Annotated in this window: 19 protein-coding genes; 10 read left to right on the top strand and 9 right to left on the bottom strand. The window is 43.0% G+C overall.

The window, feature by feature from the left end; translation table 11 throughout:
* Window positions 1-264 precede the first annotated feature (264 nt).
* Window positions 265-915, bottom strand: coding sequence for a tRNA (guanosine(46)-N7)-methyltransferase TrmB (gene trmB, locus ACZ47Z_RS00940; protein ID WP_054754104.1), 651 nt, complete (start codon window positions 913-915; stop codon window positions 265-267).
* A gap of 308 nt (window positions 916-1,223) precedes the next feature.
* Here trmB and ACZ47Z_RS00935 point away from each other — a divergent pair, with 308 nt between their 5' ends.
* From ACZ47Z_RS00935 to ACZ47Z_RS00895, 9 genes are read left to right on the top strand one after another with little or no spacing between them, the layout of a single operon-like run.
* Entirely contained in the window at window positions 1,224-1,535 is a 312-nt protein-coding gene (locus ACZ47Z_RS00935; RefSeq protein ID WP_054754106.1) for a hypothetical protein, read from the top strand.
* Between the two features lie 3 nt (window positions 1,536-1,538).
* A complete protein-coding gene (locus tag ACZ47Z_RS00930) occupies window positions 1,539-2,585 on the top strand; it encodes a V0D/AC39 family V-type ATPase subunit (protein ID WP_117569907.1) in 1,047 nt (348 codons plus the stop codon).
* The gene (locus tag ACZ47Z_RS00925) at window positions 2,582-4,516 is read left to right on the top strand and encodes a V-type ATP synthase subunit I (RefSeq protein WP_464525774.1); all 1,935 of its coding nucleotides are present in this window, start codon (window positions 2,582-2,584) and stop codon (window positions 4,514-4,516) included. Before ACZ47Z_RS00930 ends, ACZ47Z_RS00925 begins: the two co-directional genes overlap by 4 nt.
* Window positions 4,517-4,574: 58 nt before the next feature.
* Window positions 4,575-5,015, top strand: coding sequence for an ATP synthase subunit C (locus ACZ47Z_RS00920; RefSeq protein ID WP_015529375.1), 441 nt, complete (start codon window positions 4,575-4,577; stop codon window positions 5,013-5,015).
* Between the two features lie 30 nt (window positions 5,016-5,045).
* Complete coding sequence (locus ACZ47Z_RS00915) at window positions 5,046-5,354, top strand: V-type ATP synthase subunit F (protein ID WP_020436810.1); 309 nt, start codon at window positions 5,046-5,048, stop codon at window positions 5,352-5,354.
* A 36-nt stretch (window positions 5,355-5,390) separates the two neighbouring features.
* Window positions 5,391-5,978, top strand: a complete 588-nt coding sequence (locus ACZ47Z_RS00910; RefSeq protein WP_464525773.1) for a V-type ATP synthase subunit E — start codon at window positions 5,391-5,393, stop codon at window positions 5,976-5,978.
* Window positions 5,971-7,740 (top strand): V-type ATP synthase subunit A, encoded by a 1,770-nt coding sequence (locus ACZ47Z_RS00905; RefSeq protein ID WP_117836466.1) that lies wholly within the window; start codon window positions 5,971-5,973, stop codon window positions 7,738-7,740. The genes ACZ47Z_RS00910 and ACZ47Z_RS00905 overlap by 8 nt, the downstream gene beginning before the upstream one ends.
* Window positions 7,741-7,755: 15 nt before the next feature.
* Window positions 7,756-9,141: a V-type ATP synthase subunit B gene (locus ACZ47Z_RS00900; protein ID WP_020436807.1), complete on the top strand. Its 1,386-nt coding sequence runs from the start codon at window positions 7,756-7,758 to the stop codon at window positions 9,139-9,141.
* 17 nt (window positions 9,142-9,158) lie between these two features.
* Window positions 9,159-9,788 carry a V-type ATP synthase subunit D gene (locus ACZ47Z_RS00895; protein WP_015529378.1) on the top strand — a complete coding sequence of 210 codons (630 nt, stop codon included), beginning with the start codon at window positions 9,159-9,161 and terminating at the stop codon, window positions 9,786-9,788.
* 49 nt (window positions 9,789-9,837) lie between these two features.
* On the opposite strand, the gene ACZ47Z_RS00890 is transcribed toward ACZ47Z_RS00895, so the two are convergent.
* Genes ACZ47Z_RS00890 through cls form a run of 3 tightly spaced genes read right to left on the bottom strand, consistent with a single transcriptional unit; the run spans window position 9,838 to window position 13,341 of the window.
* Window positions 9,838-10,710 carry an aldose 1-epimerase family protein gene (locus ACZ47Z_RS00890; RefSeq protein ID WP_117570021.1) on the bottom strand — a complete coding sequence of 291 codons (873 nt, stop codon included), beginning with the start codon at window positions 10,708-10,710 and terminating at the stop codon, window positions 9,838-9,840.
* 29 nt (window positions 10,711-10,739) lie between these two features.
* Entirely contained in the window at window positions 10,740-11,810 is a 1,071-nt protein-coding gene (gene tig / locus ACZ47Z_RS00885) for a trigger factor (RefSeq protein WP_464525772.1), read from the bottom strand.
* Between the two features lie 55 nt (window positions 11,811-11,865).
* A complete protein-coding gene (gene cls / locus ACZ47Z_RS00880; RefSeq protein WP_054754113.1) occupies window positions 11,866-13,341 on the bottom strand; it encodes a cardiolipin synthase in 1,476 nt (491 codons plus the stop codon).
* 400 nt (window positions 13,342-13,741) lie between these two features.
* On the opposite strand from cls, the gene ACZ47Z_RS00875 reads away from it, so the two are divergent.
* On the top strand, window positions 13,742-14,185 hold the full coding sequence (locus ACZ47Z_RS00875; RefSeq protein ID WP_117825962.1) for a hypothetical protein: 444 nt from the start codon (window positions 13,742-13,744) through the stop codon (window positions 14,183-14,185).
* Window positions 14,186-14,232: 47 nt separating this feature from the next.
* Here the strand turns inward: ACZ47Z_RS00875 and ACZ47Z_RS00870 are convergent, their stop codons facing one another.
* The 5 genes from ACZ47Z_RS00870 to ACZ47Z_RS00850 all read right to left on the bottom strand — a co-directional run bounded on the left by ACZ47Z_RS00870 (window position 14,233) and on the right by ACZ47Z_RS00850 (window position 21,889).
* Window positions 14,233-15,636: an alanine/glycine:cation symporter family protein gene (locus ACZ47Z_RS00870; protein WP_464526036.1), complete on the bottom strand. Its 1,404-nt coding sequence runs from the start codon at window positions 15,634-15,636 to the stop codon at window positions 14,233-14,235.
* Window positions 15,637-15,710: 74 nt separating this feature from the next.
* Entirely contained in the window at window positions 15,711-16,187 is a 477-nt protein-coding gene (locus ACZ47Z_RS00865; protein ID WP_020436801.1) for a YwiB family protein, read from the bottom strand.
* Window positions 16,188-16,290: 103 nt separating this feature from the next.
* Window positions 16,291-17,112, bottom strand: a complete 822-nt coding sequence (murI, locus tag ACZ47Z_RS00860) for a glutamate racemase (RefSeq protein ID WP_015529384.1) — start codon at window positions 17,110-17,112, stop codon at window positions 16,291-16,293.
* A 192-nt stretch (window positions 17,113-17,304) separates the two neighbouring features.
* Window positions 17,305-18,324 carry a 6-phosphofructokinase gene (gene pfkA, locus ACZ47Z_RS00855; RefSeq protein ID WP_054754118.1) on the bottom strand — a complete coding sequence of 340 codons (1,020 nt, stop codon included), beginning with the start codon at window positions 18,322-18,324 and terminating at the stop codon, window positions 17,305-17,307.
* A 91-nt stretch (window positions 18,325-18,415) separates the two neighbouring features.
* Entirely contained in the window at window positions 18,416-21,889 is a 3,474-nt protein-coding gene (locus tag ACZ47Z_RS00850) for a DNA polymerase III subunit alpha (protein WP_464525771.1), read from the bottom strand.
* Window positions 21,890-22,001 lie beyond the last annotated feature (112 nt).

Genomic DNA, 22,001 nt, shown 5'->3' with positions numbered 1-22,001 from the left:
CAAATTTTTTCATTTTTTTCAAAATTATTAATTTCATATACAATTCAGACGATATCAGCAACGTTTCTTCTTTCCCGTGTCTTTGTTGCAATATCCCCTATTTAAAATTCGATACACCTCCTCGAAGGATCTGCAAATGCAGACAATCCTTCGATTCAGTCTCTGATGACAATAACACAACTCACGGACCCCAGCTTTCCAACATTTCCCCCGTCTCATCCTGTTCTCCTGTGAATTCTACTCTTTCTATATAATATATGATGCTTATTTTCTCTGTGCGATCAGCTTATTGATTGGATTTCCCTTCTCTGAGAATTTCTGCTCATATTCTGTCATAATATTCCCCTTATTCATCTCTTCCTGATGATGTAGGTCGTAAGTATAAGCAAGCAGTTCCCATCCAGCTTCTTTCACCTGCTCCAGAGAAAAGTTGAAAAGTTCAGTATTATCTGTCTTAAATTCTACTCTTCCATTTTCCACAAGAACCTTCTCATATCTTGCAAGGAATTCTGTTGATGTTAATCTACGTTTCGCATGTCTAGCCTTTGGCCACGGATCTGAGAAGTTCAAGAAGATCTTATCCACCTCTGCCGGTGCAAACACTGCTTCAATCTCTCTTGCATCCATGCAGATAAAACGGATATTCTCAAGATTTTCAAATTCCTCTGTATCATATTTTTCAAGTGCACGAAGCAGGACGCTGGAATAACGTTCAATTCCAATAAAATTGATCTCTGGGTGAGCCTTAGCCATATTCAAAATAAACTGGCCCTTTCCCATTCCGATTTCAATCTGAATTGGTTTCTCATTTCCAAAGACCTGAGCCCACTGACCTCTCTGCTCCTCTGGTTTCTTGATCACAGCACGATGTGCATCGATCACGCCATCTGCTCTTGGTATATTTCTTAATCTCATCTGCTATTTTTCTCCTGTTCTTCACCACAGCATTACTGCGTACTTTCTATTATAAGGTAAAACCTTCTTTGATATCTGCGGATTATTTCAGGTCTTATCATAACATGATTTTTCTCATCTCACAACTAATTACTGTCCACACAAGAAAGCCATTTTGAAGAATACTAATGACATTCTCAGACTCACAGTCTCTATCTCAAACACCTCTGGATATTTAACATAAATTATCTTTTCAGATTGCTTGTAATTTTCTCCAAAAGGTGTATTATAAAAGATATTATGAATTTCTAACAAAAAGGAGGCTGGTTATGGACTCTATTATAAACAAATTGACAGAGATTGAATCTGCCGCATCTGCAATCGTGCAACATGCAGAAGCCGAAAAGTCCGCATTAGATGAAAATTTTGACAAAAAGCGGATGGATTTCGACAAAGAGCTTGAAGCTGATACGCAGCGGCAGATTCAAGAAATTCGTGACAAACTGGAAGCGGAGACCTCACGGATCTTATCCGGGCAAAGTCAGGAGAGTCAGGATGAACTTAATGCCCTGCAGAAGGAATACGATGAAAAACATTCTGATTATGCTCATGAGATTCTCCGACGGATCACTGAGGTGTAGCCTATGGGAAATCTACTGGAATACAGTGGTATCGTAACGAAAACCCGGGCAATGGAAGCTAAGCTTCTCACCCCGGCTCAATTTGAGGAAATCGCTTCCCTGCACAATGTTCCCGAGGTAGTTGAATATCTGAAGAAGGAGACAGCTTACGCAGATATTTTAGAAGAGCTGGCCCCCGAACAGCTTCACAGAGGAAGCATTGAGAAGATTCTGACTCGTTCACTTTACCGCGACTACGCAAAGCTTTATCGCTTTTGCGGACAGAAGCAGCGCAAGCTTATGAAGCTACGTCTGAAATCTTATGAAGTCGAGCTGATCAATTATTGTTTGAGGATTGTGATCAACCATTATCAGAAACCTTTTGATCTTGATTACAAGCGTCCTTTCTTCGACCGGTATTCACAGATATCGATTGAAAAACTGATCACCTCACGCACCACAGATGAACTGATCGAGACATTAAAGGAGACAGAATATTATGAACCTTTAAAGAAATTAAAGGATTCCCCTTCTGTCACTCTTTATGACTACGATCTGGCATTAAATCTTTATTATTTTACAACTCTTTGGAAAGCACGGAAAAAAGTCCTGAAAAAGGAAGACAAGGAATTATACCAGCGGGATTGCGGCACTCAGATCGATCTGCTCAACATGCAGTGGATCTACAGAGCGAAGAAATATTTTAATATGAAACCTGCTGATATTTACCAGCTGATTCTTCCGATCCACTACCGTCTGTCAACCGACCAGATCAAAGGAATGGTCGAGGCAACAACATTAGAGGAATTGCAGACACTATGCAATCAGACGCCTTACGCCCGCCGCTATGAATCCACTGAGCAGCTTACCATGGAGCAGATGTATTCAGAATGTCTCCATCATCTGTACACAATTGACAGGAGGCGGAATCCATACTCCATCGCCGCTGTCAACACTTACCTCTTCTTAAAAGAAGAAGAAATCAAAAAGCTGACTACCGCTCTGGAATGCATCCGTTACGGACTGACACCAGGCGAGACGTTAGCGTACGTTGGAGGTAGAACCCAATGATTGTTAAAATGAAATTTATCAACATTTCCGGTCCTAGGGATGATATCGACCGTGTCACAGACTTGTATCTCTCACGTTATGAGATACAGCTGGAGTCCGCACTTTCTGAACTCAAGACAGTCGATAATCTTCGCCCGTTCATTGAACTTAATCCGTACCGGGATGTACTTGCCCAGGCAACCCAGTTCGTCGGCTATCTTCCGAATGTAGATGATATTACACCGGATGATTCTTTAGGTCTTGACGACATGTTTGAAGTTGTTCGCAAAGCCTGCGAGGATTATGAAGGTCTGCAGGCAAAGAAAGAGAAAAAGAAAGCTAAGATTGAAGAGCTCCGTGCCAAACAGCAACTGCTCTCCCCATTCCGTCCGCTCGACTGTGATCTTCACAAGGTACTCGGATATCGATATATTGCATATCGTTTCGGACGGATCGCGCTGGAATCTTATCACAAGATGAATAAATATCTGATGGATGATTTGAGTGCAATCTTCGTTGAAGGTGAACGCGATGAAAGCTTCGTATACGGCGCTTACTTCGTTTCTCCAGGAGAGGCACAAAAGGTAGATGCTGTTTTCCGTTCTCTTCATTTTGAACGCATCGAGCTGAAAGATGAATTTGAAGGAACTCCGTCTTTCGCTTACCAGTCACTGGAACGGGACATTGCTCGGATCAATCTGGAGATCCAGGATCTGGATAAAGAAGCCGGTGAGATGCTTTCTGACCGGGCACCACAGCTTATTGCAGCGAAAAACCGTCTGGAGGAACTCTCCAAGAACTTTGACATCCGTAAGATGGCTGCTCGGATGAAAGACAGCCAGGATGATTCTTATATCCTCTGCGGATGGATGGCAGAAGATGATGTAGAGAAGTTTTTGGAAGAGATCAAAGATGATGATAAAGTCTTTGTCGTTGTCGAAGACGACCATGATGCATACTTCGGAGAACCGCCGACAAAGCTGGAAAATCCGAAGCTATTCAAACCATTTGAGATGTACATTCAGATGTATGGTCTTCCGGCTCACAATGAGATGGATCCAACCATTTTCGTAGCGATCACATACTCCTTTATTTTCGGAGTTATGTTCGGAGATGTCGGACAGGGGCTTTTGCTTTTAATCGGTGGAGCCTTGATCTATCACTTTAAGAAAGCTCCACTTGCCGGAATTATCGCAACTGCCGGTGTATTTTCCACAATCTTCGGATTTATGTTCGGAAGTATTTTCGGATTTGAAGACATCATTGAACCATTGTGGATACGACCAATCGACCATATGACTACACTGCCGTTCCTCGGCAAACTGAACACAGTGTTTATCGTTGCTGTCGCATTTGGTATGTTCCTGATCATCGTAGCGATGATCCTACATATTATTAATGCCGCAAGAAGCAAAGATATCGAAAGTACCTGGTTTGATCCAAACGGTGTGGCAGGACTTATTTTCTACATTGCCGTTGTAGTAACCATCGTTCTCTTTATGACAGGTAATCCGCTTCCGGGTGGTATTGTCATGGGTATCATGTTTGGTGTCCCGCTGCTTCTCATTTTCCTGAAAGAGCCTCTGACCCGCATGATTGAGAAACGTGCCGACAAAATGGAAACAGGCCCTGGAATGTACATCGTACAAGGCTTTTTCGAGATGTTTGAGACATTGCTCAGTTATTTCTCAAACACTATTTCCTTTATCCGTATCGGTGCATTTGCTGTCAGCCATGCCGCTATCATGGAAGTAGTACTTCAGCTGGCCGGCACTGAAAGCGGAAATCCGAACTGGTTCGGAGTAATCTTCGGCAACCTGTTCGTATGCGGATTCGAAGGACTGATCGTAGGTATTCAGGTACTTCGTCTGGAATATTATGAGATGTTCAGCCGTTTCTACAAAGGAAGCGGACGTGCATTCGACCCATATACAAAAAAGAAAACGAAATAACTATCTGGCTTAAATCTATGACAGCCATAAAATGTATAGAAATCAGGAGGATTCCACTATGAGTTTAGCAACAAAAATCATCTTTATCGCAGCACTTGTTTTAAGCATCATCATCCCATTCGGATATTATCTGATCGGTGAAAAGAACAAAAAACGCTACAAACGTACAATCGGTGTCAACGCATTTTTCTTCTTCGGCGCATTTGCCATTGCATCTATCATGATGCTTGCAGGTCCGGCAAATGTACAGGCTGCTGAAGCTGCCGCATCTTCCGGTGCTACAATCGCAACAGGAATGGGATATCTTGCAGCCGCACTTGTTACAGGTCTTTCCTGTATCGGCGGTGGTATCGCTGTTGCAAGTGCAGCCAGCGCAGCACTTGGAGCAATCAGCGAGGATTCCAGCGTTCTTGGTAAATCCTTGATCTTCGTAGGACTTGCCGAAGGTGTTTGTCTGTACGGACTGATCATCTCTTTCATGATCTTAGGAAATCTCTAATTTCTGATTTTCAACAGAAAGGAGCCGCCTATGAAAATGTATCTGATCAGTGACAATGTCGACACTTACACCGGAATGCGTCTTGCCGGTGTAGACGGAGTTGTCGTCCATGAACGGGATGAGCTGAAACAAGCTTTGGAAAAAGTGCTTTCCGATCCGACTGTCGGTATTGTTCTTCTGACTGAGAAGTTCGGTCAGGAGTTTCCGGACATTATCGACACTTTCCGACTGGAACGAAAGATGCCGTTATTGATCGAAATTCCTGACCGCCACGGAACCGGTCGTCAGAAAGACTTTATCACCTCATATATCACTGAGGCGATTGGACTGAAATTATAAACGCAATTATATTACGAACTAAAGGAGGGATTCCTCTTGACTCTGGAAGAAAAAATCGCACACCTGCAAACCACATCCATGGAGCAGGCCCGCCTAGAGGGAAATGTCATCATTGACACCCATCAGGCTGCCCTGGAGAAGGTTTTCGAAGATCATAAGGCAGAAGCCACAAGACAGTCAGAAACTCGCATCAAGGCGGAAGCTGCCAATGCGAAGCTCTCACTGAACCAGGCACTCGCCAAGTCCCAGCTGGAGATCAAACGTCGTCAAAGCAAGGTTCAGCAGGAATTGAAAGACAAGATCTTCGAGGAAGCAGACGCATTAATCGATGAATTTATGAAGACGGAAGCTTATAATAATTTTCTTATCAAATGCATCCGCAAAGCGGTGGCTTTTGCCGGAAATGATGAGCTTACGATCTATATTAACCCAACTGATGAAAAAAAACGTTCTGATCTGGAAGGTGCTACAAGAGTTCATCTGACGATCAGCGCCGAAGATTTCCGGGGCGGTGTCCGTGCTGTCATCCGTTCCCGCAACATTTTGATCGATAATTCCTTCAGCACACAGCTGAAAGAACAGTATGACAAATTTGTATTTTTAGGAGGTGACGGCATTGCTTAAGACAGCGAAAATTTACGGCATCAATGGTCCCGTCATTTATCTGAAAGGCAACACAGGATTCCGTATGTCCGAGATGGTCTATGTCGGCGAACAGAAGTTAGTCGGAGAAGTCATTGCACTGGATAAAGATATGACAACCGTTCAGGTTTATGAGGAAACAACGGGGCTTCGCCCGGGCGAAGAAGTTATTGCCAGTGGAAGTCCGGTATCCGTAACACTTGCACCCGGTATCCTGAACAACATTTTTGATGGTATCGAACGTCCACTGGAAGATATCGCAGAATCCTCCGGCGGCGCATTTATCACACGCGGTGTCAGTGTCGATTCTCTGGACCGTACAAAGAAATGGAAAACACATATCACTGTAAAGCAGGGAGATTATCTCCATGCAGGTGATATTATCGCAGAAGTTCCTGAAACACATGCGATCACTCATAAATGTATGGTTCCTCCTGAAGTAGAGGGAACTGTTCTTGTGACTGTTGCAGACGGTGAATACACAATTGACGAACCTCTGGTTCGTCTGGAACTGCCTAACGGACAGGAGAAAGAGCTGACTATGACTCAGCACTGGCCGATCCGTACTCCGCGACCGACTCATCACCGTTTCCCGGCATCTGTTCCGCTTGTTACCGGACAACGTATCATTGATACCATGTTCCCGATTGCAAAAGGCGGTACCGCTGCCATCCCAGGAGGATTTGGAACCGGAAAGACCATGACACAGCATCAGATTGCGAAATGGGCCGATGCAGATATCATCATCTATATCGGATGCGGTGAGCGTGGAAATGAGATGACACAGGTTTTGGAAGAGTTCAGTGAACTGACCGATCCTCGTACCGGCAAACCTCTGATGGACCGTACTACACTGATTGCCAATACTTCCAACATGCCTGTTGCCGCCCGTGAAGCCAGCATTTACACCGGACTTACTCTGGCAGAATATTACCGTGATATGGGCTACGATGTAGCGATTATGGCCGACTCCACTTCCCGTTGGGCCGAGGCTCTTCGAGAACTTTCCGGACGTCTGGAAGAGATGCCTGCAGAGGAAGGTTTCCCGGCTTATCTTGCGTCCCGTCTGTCTGCGTTCTACGAACGCGCCGGAATGATGCATAACTTAAACGGAACAGACGGTTCTGTTACGATCATCGGTGCTGTTTCCCCACAGGGTGGTGACTTCTCCGAGCCGGTTACACAGAACACCAAACGATTCGTCCGCTGCTTCTGGGGACTGGATAAGAGCCTTGCCTATGCAAGACATTTCCCGGCCATCCACTGGCTGACCAGTTACAGTGAGTATCTGAATGACTTAAGCCATTGGTATCAGGACAATGTGTCTCCCAAATTTGTTGACTACCGTAACCGTCTGATGGCACTGTTGAATCAGGAAAGCAGTCTTCTTGAGATCGTAAAACTGATCGGAAGTGATGTACTCCCGGATGATCAGAAACTTGTCCTTGAGATTGCCCGTGTGATTCGTCTTGGTTTCCTGCAGCAAAATGCATTCCACCCGGATGACACCTGCGTTTCTATGGAAAAACAGTTCCTGATGATGGATACGATCCTGTACCTTTACAAGCAGGCACGTACCCTTGTCACAATGGGACATCCGATGTCCGTACTAAAATCTGAGAATATTTTCGATCGTGTCATCGCGATCAAATACGATGTTCCGAACGACCGCCCGGAAATGTTTGCACAGTATCACAGAGATATTGATGCTTTCTATCAGCACGTACTTGAGAAAAATGCATAAGGAGGGACCACTATCATGTCAATTGAATATCTTGGCTTAAGCAGTATCAACGGCCCTCTGATCGTGTTAGAGGGCGTACAGGACGCCTTTTACGATGAGATCGTAGAATTTGTCGTAGACGGCACAGAACGCAAAATAGGACGTATTGTAGAGATTTACGAAGACAAGGCAGTAATCCAGGTCTTCGAAGGTTCTGAAAATATGTCCCTGAAAAATACACATACGAAACTGACCGGACACCCGATGGAGATTGCACTCTCCCCGGATATCCTTGGCCGTACCTTCAACGGTATCGGACAGCCGATCGATGACCTCGGGCCGCTTGTCTCCACTTTAAAAAGAGATGTGAACGGACTTCCGCTCAACCCGGTCCGCAGAGAATACCCAAGAAACTATATCCGCACCGGAATTTCCGCGATCGACGGACTGACAACTCTGATTCGTGGACAGAAGCTTCCGATTTTCTCCGGAAATGGACTTCCGCACGATCAGCTTGCTGCACAGATCGTAAAACAGGCTTCTCTTGGAAGCGATTCTGATGAAAAATTTGCAATCGTATTCGCTGCTATGGGTGTCAAACATGACGTTGCTGATTTCTTCCGTAACACATTTGAAGAAAGCGGTGTTGCCGATCATGTAGCAATGTTTTTGAATCTGGCAAATGACCCGGTTGTAGAACGTCTGATCACGCCAAAGGTTGCACTGACAGCTGCGGAGTATCTGGCATTTGAACAAAATATGCATATCCTCGTTATCCTTACCGATATGACTTCTTTCGCAGAAGCCATGCGTGAGGTCTCTTCCTCAAAAGGAGAAATTCCTAGCCGTAAAGGATTCCCGGGATATCTGTACAGTGAACTGGCAACCATCTACGAACGTGCCGGTATTGTACAAGGCGTAAACGGATCTGTAACACAGCTTCCGATCTTGACTATGCCAAACGACGATATCACGCATCCGATTCCTGACCTGACGGGATATATCACCGAGGGACAGATTGTACTTGACCGCCCGCTTCATGGACAGTCAATCTATCCTCCGATCAATATCCTGCCATCTCTTTCCCGTCTGATGAAGGACGGTATCGGAGAAGGTTTTACACGTGAAGATCATCAAGATCTTGCCAATCAGTTATTCTCCGCTTATGCAAAGGTTGGAGATGCAAGAAATCTGGCTTCTGTTATCGGTGAAGATGAACTTTCACCACTAGATAAGAAATATCTGGAATTCGGTATCGACTTCGAACAACATTACATCGGACAGGGGGTTAATGAGAACCGTACAATGGAAGAGACTTTGGATCTGGGATGGAAACTTTTAGGAAAACTCCCTAGAGAAGAACTGGACCGTGTTGACACGAAGATTCTTGATAAATACTATAAACCTGCTGTAGAAGACTAGGGAAAGGAGGGAGCTTCATGGATCCACGTACATTTCCAACAAAAGGTAATCTGATGCTGGCCAAGAACTCTCTTGCACTTGCCCGGCAGGGTTATGATCTGATGGATAAGAAGCGTAACATTTTAATTCGCGAACTGATGGATCTGATCGAAGAAGCACGCACCATACAGGAAGAGATTGATTCAACATTTACTTATGCGTATCAATGTCTACAGCGTGCTAATATCGAAAACGGTATCAGCATGGTAGAACAGCTCGCCTACACTGTACCGATTGAAAATTCCATAACGATCCAGACGCGAAGTATCATGGGAACCGAGATTCCTCATGTGAAATATGTACCGGACGCCGGTCAGCCGACCTATGCCTTCAGTACCACAAAGGAATCGATTGATATTGCCCGTGAGGCCTTCCGCAAGGTAAAAGACCTTACGATCAAGCTTTCCATGGTTGAAAACGCTGCTTACCGTCTTGCAAGTAATATCAAGAAGACGCAGAAACGAGCAAATGCTCTCCAGAACATTACAATTCCAATGTATTCAAATCTGGTCTATTCGATCACCAATGCACTGGAAGAAAAAGAGCGTGAAGAGTTCACGCGTCTGAAAGTGATCAAGAGAATGAAAGAGAAAAAAGCCTCCGGTTAACGGGGGCTTTTCCTTTCTACAGGATACTATTCTCAGTATGCCTGAATTCTCATATTGCAACAACGATCTGATATTCTTTTTCAAAAGTCTCTCCGCTCTCTACCTTATTAATTCCAGGCTTCTCAGAGATTTCTTTATCAAATCCAATATTATCGCATCTTCCCATCCATGGTTCCAGGCAGACAAACGGTGCGTCTTTTACAGACCAGATTCCATAGCTTGGGAATCCTTCTGACTTAACTCCCACATACGGAGTTCCGTCTTTATGACAGATCCATGCTTCTTCAATCTGCGTATTATCAAAGATCAACGCATCATTTTCAAAAAGTTCTTCTGTCAACGGATATGTCTCTTCATTCAGTTTCATCTCATGCAGTTCCTCCGGATCAGGAGCCATTTCTTTCATATTGATCAGACAATACTTCAATTCATCTTTTCCAGGGAACTTCAGAATATAATCTGTCTTTCCTTCCTCGTTCTTTGCAAAGCGGAAGGCCGGATGCGCTCCGATTGTGAAATAAATTGTCTCATCAGACGGATTCTTTACTTCCCATTTTACATGAAGTACATTTTTTTCCAGTGTGTAAGTAATGAAAAGTTCAAAATCAAATGGATAAACTTCCTTCATCTCATCTGTTGATGTCAGAAGAAATGTTGATGTTTCTTTCCCTGCATGAATACATTTGAACTCACTGTCTCTTGCAAATCCATGCTGTGATGTCGGATACTGTGTGCCGTTAATCTTCACTGTGTTCTTATAGGTTTTTCCCACATTTGGAAATAGCACCGGTGAATGACGTTTCCAAAATTTTGGTTCTGCATCCCAGAGAAGATCTGTACCTGTTTTCTTGTTATACAGTTTTGTCAGCTCCGCACCATGCTCAGCAATCTCTACGCTAAGCACATCATTCTCCATTTTAATCATGCTTTTTGTTCCTCCTTTATCCCCCTTTAATTTTTATCGGACTGCTCTACCTGTACGCAATTATCTACCAGATAATCCAGTACTTTATCACGAAGGATTGCATCTTTCAGAACATCTTCTCCCACCTGCTCCTTGTAAGTATCCAGATCTGCGCCTGCCTTGTCCGCATACTCCTGCATTCCTTCTTCGTATTCCTTATCAGACGGTTCCAGTTTCTCTTTCTTTGCGATTAGTTTTACAGCCTCTTCAAGCTGAACAGCCTGCTTTGCTGAGTCTTCAATTTTTTCGTTAAATTTATCTTCTGTCATATTCAGATAAGTTGTAATGAAATCACTCAGCTCTACTCCGTACATCTGTGCAATCTGTGTATAGTAGTCATTTGCCTGTTTCACCTGCTCGTCTACCGCACCGTCAGGATATTTATTTACCTCTATCTGATCCAGTAAAGCAGTCTGTACTTCTTGTTTCAGCTGTGAATTACCTGAATCGTCCTGCTGCTCCTGAAGAGAATTTTTCACCTCTTCCTCGAATTCATCAACCGTCTTGCTGCTTTCACTGTTATTCACAACCCACTCGTCTGTAAGCTCCGGTGTTACTTTCTGATAAATCTTATTCAATACAATGTGGAAATTCGCCGGTTTTCCCGCAAGATCAGAACTCTGATAATTCTCAGGAAACTGTACAGTGATATCAAATTCTTCACCTGTATTATGTCCCACGATCTGATCTTCAAATCCCTGATAGTCGCCATTTGCTCCAATGAATGAGCCAGATCCAAGTTCCAGATCATATCCCGTTGCTGAACCTCCGTCAAATGCTGTTCCATCAAGAGTTCCTGTGTAATCAATATTTACCCAGTCTCCGCTCTGTGCAGCACGGTTTGTTACCTCCTGCTCTGTCGCAGCTGCCTCCAATCTGGACTGTATTTCCTGCTCTACTGAATCATCAGACACCTCCGATTTTGCAACTTCTGTAACTTCAAGTGCTTTGTATTTACCTACCGTCACATAATCATTGGACAGCTTTCCACTGCCGCATCCTGCTAAAGATGTTGTCATCAGAACGGCTGTAAGAACCGCAATCACTCTTTTTTTCATTTTCCTGTTTCTCCTCTTTTATCTTTTATAATCTCTTCTTTTTTTGTCTTATCCACTATAAAAGTGGTGACAGTAATCTGGAAAACTGTTCCTTAAGCCGGATCAGTAAATTCCTCTCCTCATATCTCTTTCGTGTCACCTGCGTACTCATTGTCATATCATTCTCAAAAGCTCTTTCCAGCCTCTGCACTGTACGCTCACTATAGATTGTTGCATTCACTTCAAAATTCAGGCCAAAACTTCGGATGTCCATATTCGCTGTACCTACACAGGCAACCATGCCATCTACTGATAATGTCTTTGCGTGAAGAAATCCATTATTATAGACATAACATTTTGCACCTGCTGCAACCATCTCTCCAATGTAGGAATATGTTGCCCAGTAAACAAATGGATGATCTGGTTTGCATGGAATCATAATTCTGACATCTACCCCTGATCTGCTTGCAATCTTCAATGCATCCAAAATGGACGCATCCGGTATGAAATACGGTGTCTGTATATAAACATGATTTCTTGCACTGTGGATCAGATGAAGATAATTGTCATGGATTGTCTTCGTCTGTGAGTCCGGTCCACTTGAGATAATCTGTACCGGATCAAATCCATGCCTGTCATACTGCGGAATCTCAAACAAATGATCTTCCAAAAACAGGTTCTCATGAGCTGCATAATTCCAATCCAGAACAAACCTCACTGCAAGAGATGTGACTGCCGCACCTTCAATACACAAATGCGTATCTCTCCAATAACCAAACTTTTCATCTTTTCCAATATATTCCCTGCCTATATTGAAACCACCAACAAAACCAACCTTTCCATCAATTACGACAATCTTTCGGTGATTTCGATAATTCACACGCATCTGAAGCTGTCCCAGAATCGCCGGGAAGAATTCTGCAACCCGAATTCCTTCACATTTCAGCCTGTCCCAATCTTTTTTGTGCATGGTACGACATCCCATACTATCAAACAAAACTCTGACTTCTACGCCTTCACGTGCTTTCTCGATCAGCACCTTCTCTATATCCTGCCACACTTCATCGTTCCTGATAATATAATACTGCACATGGATATATTTCTTCGCACGTTTCATTTCCTCGATCAGTGCATAAAACTTCTCTTTACCATCTGTATAAATACGAATATCATTGTTATCCGTCAGAACTGCCTGTCCAGCCTCCAAATTATACAGCACAAGATCCCGGAACCGGTTAAGTGCCGGACTCGTCATCTTCAGCTGCCTGTGATAAATGGTTTCCTCCTGCCTTCGCACAGCGTATTTCAGCTCACCTTCAATCTCCTTTGCCTTAAACATCTTATTCTTATGATAATCCTGCCCTATGATCAGATACAGAATAAATCCAACAATCGGAATAAAATAAAGCAAAAGCAGCCATGTCCATACTGCCTGCGGTGATCTTCTTTCAAAGAATACAATAATCAGAGATAAAAGAATATTAATGATAACGATATTCTTCATAATAAAATGAAAAACCATCACCACTGTGTTCCATATTGTCTCTGCCATTCAACTCTTCCTTTCTCTTAATCAACGTGAAAATATTATTACTCACTATACCCCGTCACATTCTTCGGACAGCGCGTTACTGTTCACACGATGTGCGACCAGCAACGCATCTCGCCATTTTAAATCGCCTTTGGCGATGGGGCGAGATGCATTCAAATCAAAACACGCATCCTCCGTGTCAATCAGCAGAGTGATTGACACGGGAGTGAACAGTAACGCCAGCGCTGCTATCTTTCTGCAAACAATAATAAACCACCATAATACATAGTATACTCGGTTTACGTCTTAAAAGTAACCCCAAATTGTAAAATTGTCCCCTGTCTGCTTGCACTTTGTAATAAAGAATGTTACAATATTAAATGCGAATTAAGCGGAAAATAGTATATAGGAGGGTTTTATCGTGAGTACACCTATGATAATCATGCTCATCGTCCTCGTAGTTCTCATCGGGGTTTGCGTAGCACTCTATTTCTTCGGAAAGAAAGCGCAGAAGAAGCAGGCTGAACAGCAGCAGCAGATGGACGCAGTTGCGCAGACCGTCAGCATGCTCATTATTGATAAAAAGAAGATGAAGCTAAAAGATGCAGGACTCCCGGCCGTTGTTCTTGAGAATACACCAAAGTATTTAAGACGTTCTAAAGTACCGGTTGTAAAAGCAAAGGTTGGACCAAAGGTTATGACTCTGATGTGTGACGCAAAGGTTTTCGAAGTTCTTCCGGTGAAGAAAGAAGCGAAAGTCGTTGTAAGTGGTATCTATATCACAGGCATTAAGAGTGTCCGCGGTGGTCTTGATATTCCAGAGAAAAAGAAGAAAAAAGGATTTTTCTCAAAGAAAGAAAAATAAAAACATTAAAATAAGTTCAGTCAAACAATTCGACTGAACTTATTTTTTTAATTCTTTTTCTTTTGTTCTTTTCTCGCTGCCTCGTATTTCTTCAATTCTCTCAATGCCTGACCACCCATCAGATACAGAATCACTGTATTGAAGATCGTCATTAGTCCGATCCCGACATCGCCCAGATCCCATACAAATGTGTACGCTGCAATTCCTCCGATGAATAACATCACAAGCGCGAGCACTTTATATGTTGTCTGGGATACCCAGTTATCACCGAACAGATACGCCACATTACTTCTTGCATAAAACAGAATTCCAAGAAATGTAGAAAAGCTGAACAGGAACAGCATCACTGCGATAAAAATCACCCCTGCTTCTCCAAGATGATATCTCATCGCTGTCTGAAGCAGTTCCATTCCTGCAAGTCCCTCAATCTGATCCTGCGGAACAAGCAACATAATCATAGCTGTACAGCTACAGATCACAATTGTGTCGATAAATACGCCCAATGCCTGAACAAGTCCTGCCTTTACCGGAAGATCACACTCTGCCGCAGCTGCTGCACATGGGGCAGATCCTGAACCGGCTTCATTTGAGAATAATCCTCTCTTTACTCCGTTCATCAGAACGGCTCCAAAACCACCTGCTGCCACCTGACGGATTCCCAATGCTTCCTCAAAAATACGTGAGAACACACCCGGTATGCTGGACAGATTCGTAAGGATTAAAAATACTGTGATCAGGAAATAACACACTGCCATAATCGGAACAACAACATCCAGAACCTTTACTGTTGCATTCTTTCGAAGCACGATCACTGCTGCCAGAACCACCAAAATCACAGTTGTATAAATCGGTGGGATAGAAAATGCATTTTCAAACGAAGACGTCACTGAATTACTGATCACCTGGCTAATACCACACCAACAGATTAATCCTGAAATTGCAAACAATACCGCGATCACTGAATATCTCTTTTTCTTTCCCTGATGTTCCTCCATGTAGTGATGGATATAATATGCCGGACCTCCGCGATATCCTCCATACAACGGATCTTTTTCTTTATGAAGCTGTGCAAGTGTTGCCTCAACAAATGCTGTGGAAGACCCGATCAGTGCCGTAATCCACATCCAGAACACTGCTCCAGCTCCACCGGCTGAAATAGCTGCAACAACACCTACCAGATTCCCCATTCCCACACGGGTTGCTGTTGATACAATCAGTGTCTGAAAATTAGACAACCCATCCTCTTTCCCTTTTTTACTATTCAACGATCTTACCATCTCCGGGAAAAGACGGATTGGAAGAAATCTTGTACGGATTGTGAAATAAATTCCTGTTGGAATCAACAGAATAATCAGAAGTGATATTCCCACACTTCCGCCGCCTGGAAGCGGTATCTGAAACAGATCGCCCCATAAAAACGAATATACTTTCTCGATCAGTGTTATTACCATCATCTTATCCTCTCATTCTTATCTTTTTCATTTTTCCGCCTGCTTATCCAAAAATGCCTCGGCGTTCTTGTATCTTAACTAAGCACTGAAAACTTTCCACTGTCCTTGGAAACAATATTCATCCGTATCTTACAGTCTGCCATCGGTTCATGATTTACGTCCAGTTCATAATCAATCTGGACCGCTATCTTATCTTCTTCAAAATCAACCTGAAGGTGTCTCGTATTCACTCCGATCAGCATCTGTCCATAAGGCGTCTTATAAAATGTCTGATTCTTTTTATTTTTCTCAAAGATCATATGAGAGTTTGAAAGACCGCTTTTCACGATCTCTACACATTCATCTCCGTTAATCTTAATTCTGTTCTTGATCACTCCGGAAGTTCCTTCTACAACTTCCTCGTAGACAATATAATGTTTTCCGTTCTTCAAATAATATGTTGCTGGTGTCACAACTTCGATTGCTTCGTTCTCATCATCTTCTACCTCCGGAGTGACCGCCACAATCTCCTCATGCATTCCGGAAATACTTACCAATACATCTTTTGTCATAAATGAATTCTCCATAGAAAAGAATCAGGAAAATTTCGTTCCGTCAGTCTTTCCGCAACCAACGTACAAGCACGAAATAACTTTCCTGATTCAAAATTACTAATTAATACTCTTCAATATTTACTACATTCGTTGTCGGAACATCAAATGGCATCACTGTATTCGCAAACTTCCTGAACTTCTCAGCCGCATCGCTGACATAGAAGGAATACTCACTATGATGTTCTGTCGTCTCATCATTCGCCATCTCTTCCTCTTCCAACAGACGTTTCAGATCCATCGCTGTCTCATATGCAGGATTCACAATCTGAATCTTATCCCCCATGTATTCTCTGATCTTAGATCTGAGAAGCGGATAATGCGTACATCCAAGGATCATCGCATCAATATCTGTATTGCGCATGGATTCGAGATAATACTCAATAATCTCTCTTGTCACAATATGTTCTTTGAATCCCTCTTCCACTAACGGTACGAAAAGAGGACAGGCTTTCTCGATCACTTCAATCTTAGGATTCATTCCCTGAATCACTTTCGTATACATTCCACTCTGAACCGTTGCTTCAGTACCTACCACACCGACTTTTCCATTCGTTGTAGCTTCTACCGCTGCTCTCGCTCCCGGAATGACTACTCCAATGATCGGAAGGTCAAACTCATCCTTCACTGCATCCAATGCAAGCGCACTCGCCGTATTACATGCGATCACAATTGCTTTCACCTGTTTCGTCCTCAGGAAACGGATAATCTGTTCTGAAAAACGAATGATCGTGTTTTGTGATTTACTACCGTATGGAACACGCGCCGTATCCCCAAAATAAACAATGTTCTCATACGGCAATTGTCTTGATATCTCTCTCGCTACAGTCAGTCCTCCGACTCCTGAATCAAACACCCCGATCGGTGCCATCTTTTTATTCTTCATGTCCGTCAAAGTTCTCCCCTTAATCTATCCTTATCAGTTATTTTTATCTTATCGCAGATACACAATTCAGCCATGTAACCTTCTTACAAAGGCTGCATGGCTGAATGTTATATTTCATTACCAGTCATCTGGTAACCATTGCTATTCTATTATAATAACTCAAAGTGATATTTGCAATGCTATTTCACATTTTTACAGAGCAAGAGTCTTCGCTACATCGTACTGATATGCCGGAATTGTCTTCTTCATAGCAAGTGCTTCTTCAATGTCAAAATCAATAAACTGTCCGTTCTTGTATCCTACGACACGGTTTGTCTTTCCCTGGCAAAGAAGGTCGACTGCCATAGCTCCCATTGTAGAAGCATATACTCTGTCCTTACATGTCGGGCTTCCACCACGCTGCATGTGTCCAAGAATTGTTGCTCTTGTCTCAATTCCTGTAGCATCCTCGATTCTCTTTGCCATATTGATAGAATCTCCAACACCCTCTGCATTGATGATGATGTAGTTCTTCTTACCACGCTTCTTATTCTCAAGAATATCTTTGATCAGTGCTTTCTCATCATAGTCCTTTTCCTCTGGCATGAGAATCTTCTCTGCTCCATTGGCGATACCACACCACAGTGCAAGATATCCTGCATCACGTCCCATAACCTCGATCACACTGCATCTTTCATGAGATGTAGATGTATCACGAACCTTATCGATTGCTTCCATTGCTGTATTAACAGCTGTATCAAATCCGATTGTGTAGTCTGTACATGCGATATCAAGGTCGATTGTTCCTGGAATACCAATTGTATTTACACCAAGGTTTGCCAGTTTCTGAGCTCCTGCGAAAGAACCGTCTCCACCGATTACTACCAGTCCGTCGATTCCGTACTTCTTACAGATCGCAGCTGCCTTCTGCTGACCTTCTTCTGTACGCATTGTCTTACAACGAGCTGTCTGGAGAACTGTACCACCACGCTCAATGATATCAGACACATCACGTGCTGACATATCAATGATCTCTTCCTTCAGAAGTCCATGATAACCTCTGCGGATTCCGCGAACCTTAAGTCCTTTTGCAAGTGCACGTCTTACTACCGCACGGATTGCTGCGTTCATTCCCGGAGCATCTCCTCCACTTGTCAGAACACCGATTGTACGGATGCTGTCTTCGATTTCATCAAGATATTTTTCTTTGTCGACTGTTTTATTTTCTGCCATGTTTTAGTCCACCCTTTCTCTGAAATGTCTGATTACTGCCAAAACCAATCATTGTCAATTTTTTATCAACTCCGCCAATATTCTACCTTATTTAGAATATGTTTTCAATAGGTTTTTCAACTACTTTTACACGCTTCTCGCCGAAATGATTCATCAATCTGCTTAAAATTTGTTCATTTATACCGATATTCCTATTTTTCGGCAGTCTTTTTACCACACGTTCCTTTGCACAATAGATTACAACTTCATCATTTCCATCAGAATCCGCCAGATAGCCATAGACGATCTGCTCCTGGTCTAAGAACGTTTCTTTGTCCGGGAACTGGATCCATAGCTCTTTCTTTGTCTGCTCAAACGGAATGATTTTTTCACAGATCATCTTACTCGGCTTATCATCTTCTTCCGAAACTCTTCCGCGAACAAATACCTTGCTATCTACTTCCAGATAATCTCTGTTCTTCTCATAATCTCGCGGGAACACAACAACCTCTACCGTTCCCAAAAGATCTTCTACCGTAATAAATGCCATCATCTGATTCGTCTTTGTGTGCTTTATGGTCTTCTCTGTGATCATTCCACCAATAATTTCTTTCGCCCCATCATGCACTTTTGTATGACCGGTCTCTTCATCCAGCTGAAAGTCCGCCGTTGTCGCAGAAATGGATTTCTTCCACTTCTCCTCATACGCCTCAAGCGGATGTCCGCTGACATAGATTCCAAGTACTTCTTTTTCAAATGCGAGAAGTGTTTCTTTGGAGTATTCTCCCACATCAGGCATCCTGATCTGAAATTCTTCTTTCTGATCTTCACTCACCAGATCAAACAATGTCATCTGCCCAACCATAGAGTTCTTTTTTTCTTGAGTTACATGATCTACGATCTGTACATAGATACTCATGAACTGTTTTCTTGTTCCGCCAAGCGTATCCAATGCCCCCGCCTTGATCAGATTTTCTATCGTGCGTTTATTTAATATATTCTTTGCTGAAAGACGGGTAATAAAGTCTTCTAGGTTCTGGAATAATCCGAGTTCTTCTCTGTCTTCCACGATTGCCTTGATCACCGGTCTTCCGATGCTCTTGATCGCAGCAAGTCCATAACGGATATCCCCGCCATCTACAGAAAAGTTTGCTTCACCTTTATTAATATCCGGCGGTAGGATCTTAATATTCATCTGACGACATGCATAAATATACTCAGATACCTTAGACGGATTATCAATGACTGATGTCATAAGCGCTGCCATATATTCTACCGGGAAATAATATTTCAGCCATGCAGTCTGATAAGAAACCACTGCATATGCAGCCGCATGAGACTTATTGAACGCATATTTTGCAAAATCGATCATTTCATCATAAATCTTATTTGCAGTCTGTTCATCAATTCCATTCTTTATACATCCTGGTACGCCTGTCTCCTCATCACCATAAATAAAGATCTTACGTTCTTTCTCCATGACCGCAGCCTTTTTCTTTGACATCGCACGACGCAGAAGATCACTTCGTCCAAGTGAGTATCCTGCAAGATCTCGTACAATCTGCATAACCTGCTCCTGATAGACAATACATCCATAAGTAGGGGCAAGGATCGGCTCCAGTTGTGGGCAATCATATGTAATAGAAGAACTGTCATTCTTTCCTCGGATATACTGCGGAATGAAATCCATCGGACCAGGACGATACAGCGAAATTCCGGCAATAACATCTTCCAGGTTATGCGGCTTCAGTTCCTTCATGAACCCTTTCATTCCGGCACTCTCAAGCTGGAACACACCATCTGTCTTACCGGTTCCGATATAATCCAGCACCTTTTGATCATTGTAATCTATCTGATTGATATTCAGTTCCGGCTGCTTTCTTCTTGCAAGCAGCACTGCATTCTGTATCACAGTCAATGTACGAAGGCCCAGGAAGTCCATTTTCAGAAGTCCAAGTTCCTCAAGTGTTGTCATAATAAACTGCGTTGTGATTGTTCCGTCTGCTGCCCTCGAAAGAGGTACATACTCATCAACCGGCTTCTGACAGATAACAACACCGGCAGCATGCATAGAACAATGTCTCGGTAGTCCTTCCAAACGCTTCGCCATATCGATCAGATTTGTCACCGTCTCATCCGTATCATATAACTTTTTCAGATCCGGATTCATTTTCAGAGCTTTATCAATTGTGATTCCAAGCTCCTGCGGAATCATTTTGGAAATAGAATCCACATAAGCATATGGCAGATCCATTACACGTCCAACATCACGGATCACACCTCGTGCTGCCAGGGTACCGAATGTAACGATCTGAGCCACACAGTCTTTTCCATATTTTCTTGTAACGTAATCAATAACCTCCTGACGTCTCTCATAACAGAAGTCAACGTCGATATCGGGCATAGACACACGTTCCGGATTCAGGAAACGTTCAAACAGCAGCTGATAACGGATTGGATCGATTGTCGTGATCTCAAGGCAATAGGACACGATACTTCCTGCTGCGGATCCACGTCCCGGTCCTACTGAGATTCCATGATCTTTTGCGTATTTAATAAAATCCCACACGATCAGGAAATAGTCTACATAGCCCATCTGATGGATTGTTTCCAATTCATAAGACAAACGATCTTTCAATTCTTCCGAAGGATCACCGTAACGCTTTTCCAATCCTTCATAGCAAAGCTTCTGCAGATATTCCCAGGAAGTATAACCATCCGGCACATCATATTTCGGAAGTTTTGTTACACCAAATTCAATCTCGACATGACATCGGTCCGCAATCTTCTGTGTATTCTCCAACGCCTGTTTCGCATAAGGGAACAGACGTAGCATCTCTTCTTCTGACTTCACATAATACTGCCCGCCGTCATACCGCATACGATTCTCATCTGAAAGCTTCTTTCCGGTCTGAATACAAAGTAGAATATCATGTGGCTTCGCATCTTCTGCATATGTATAATGAATATCATTCGTAGCAACCAGCTCAATTCCTGTCTCTTTAGACATTTTGAATAGCTGTTGATTGACAAGTCCCTGCTCCGGTATTCCATGATCCTGCAACTCCAGGAAGAAATTCCCTTCGCCAAAAATTTCCTGATACTCTAAGGCTGTCTTCTTCGCCTCTTCATATAGTCCCTTCGTCAGGAATCTTGCCACCTCACCTGCCAGACAGGCACTTAAAGCAATGATACCTTTATGGTACTTGCGCAGAAGTTCCTTATCCACTCGCGGTTTATAGTAATAACCTTCCACAAATCCCTTCGAAACAATCTTCGTCAGATTCGCATATCCTTCCTCATTTTCTGCCAGAAGTACAAGATGATAATATCTGTCATCTCCTCCTGTGATCTCGCGATCAAAACGAGAATTCGGAGCCACATACACTTCACACCCAAGGATTGGATTGATTCCCTGCTTCTTGGCTTCCCGATAGAAATCGATCACACCATACATAACACCGTGATCTGTAATTGCCGCACTGTTCATCCCAAGTTCTTTGACCCTGGACACGTATTCTTTTATCTTATTCGATCCATCCAGCAGACTAAATTCTGTATGGACATGCAAATGTGCAAAACTCATAGTTCACCTCAATGATCAAATTTTAACTAAGAAAAGGGAAGGCTCTGACTTGATACACAGGTCAGAATCCCTTCCCTTTATTTTACACTCTTTATGGAAATTTTAAAATGTT

This window comes from Mediterraneibacter faecis (assembly GCF_055383675.1).
The sequence above is the reverse complement of the archived record's forward strand: the minus strand, read 5'-3'. Positions and strand labels throughout refer to the sequence as shown.

What these genes read in the sequence shown, in the direction of transcription:
- trmB (WP_054754104.1), bottom strand. Translation starts at nt 915, where the DNA reads ATGAGATTAAGAAATATACCAAGAGCAGATGGCGTGATCGATGCACAT.
- ACZ47Z_RS00935 (WP_054754106.1), top strand. Translation starts at nt 1,224, where the DNA reads ATGGACTCTATTATAAACAAATTGACAGAGATTGAATCTGCCGCATCT.
- ACZ47Z_RS00930 (WP_117569907.1), top strand. Translation starts at nt 1,539, where the DNA reads ATGGGAAATCTACTGGAATACAGTGGTATCGTAACGAAAACCCGGGCA.
- ACZ47Z_RS00925 (WP_464525774.1), top strand. Translation starts at nt 2,582, where the DNA reads ATGATTGTTAAAATGAAATTTATCAACATTTCCGGTCCTAGGGATGAT.
- ACZ47Z_RS00920 (WP_015529375.1), top strand. Translation starts at nt 4,575, where the DNA reads ATGAGTTTAGCAACAAAAATCATCTTTATCGCAGCACTTGTTTTAAGC.
- ACZ47Z_RS00915 (WP_020436810.1), top strand. Translation starts at nt 5,046, where the DNA reads ATGAAAATGTATCTGATCAGTGACAATGTCGACACTTACACCGGAATG.
- ACZ47Z_RS00900 (WP_020436807.1), top strand. Translation starts at nt 7,756, where the DNA reads ATGTCAATTGAATATCTTGGCTTAAGCAGTATCAACGGCCCTCTGATC.
- ACZ47Z_RS00895 (WP_015529378.1), top strand. Translation starts at nt 9,159, where the DNA reads ATGGATCCACGTACATTTCCAACAAAAGGTAATCTGATGCTGGCCAAG.
- tig (WP_464525772.1), bottom strand. Translation starts at nt 11,810, where the DNA reads ATGAAAAAAAGAGTGATTGCGGTTCTTACAGCCGTTCTGATGACAACA.
- cls (WP_054754113.1), bottom strand. Translation starts at nt 13,341, where the DNA reads ATGGCAGAGACAATATGGAACACAGTGGTGATGGTTTTTCATTTTATT.
- ACZ47Z_RS00870 (WP_464526036.1), bottom strand. Translation starts at nt 15,636, where the DNA reads ATGGTAATAACACTGATCGAGAAAGTATATTCGTTTTTATGGGGCGAT.
- ACZ47Z_RS00865 (WP_020436801.1), bottom strand. Translation starts at nt 16,187, where the DNA reads ATGACAAAAGATGTATTGGTAAGTATTTCCGGAATGCATGAGGAGATT.
- murI (WP_015529384.1), bottom strand. Translation starts at nt 17,112, where the DNA reads ATGAAGAATAAAAAGATGGCACCGATCGGGGTGTTTGATTCAGGAGTC.
- pfkA (WP_054754118.1), bottom strand. Translation starts at nt 18,324, where the DNA reads ATGGCAGAAAATAAAACAGTCGACAAAGAAAAATATCTTGATGAAATC.
- ACZ47Z_RS00850 (WP_464525771.1), bottom strand. Translation starts at nt 21,889, where the DNA reads ATGAGTTTTGCACATTTGCATGTCCATACAGAATTTAGTCTGCTGGAT.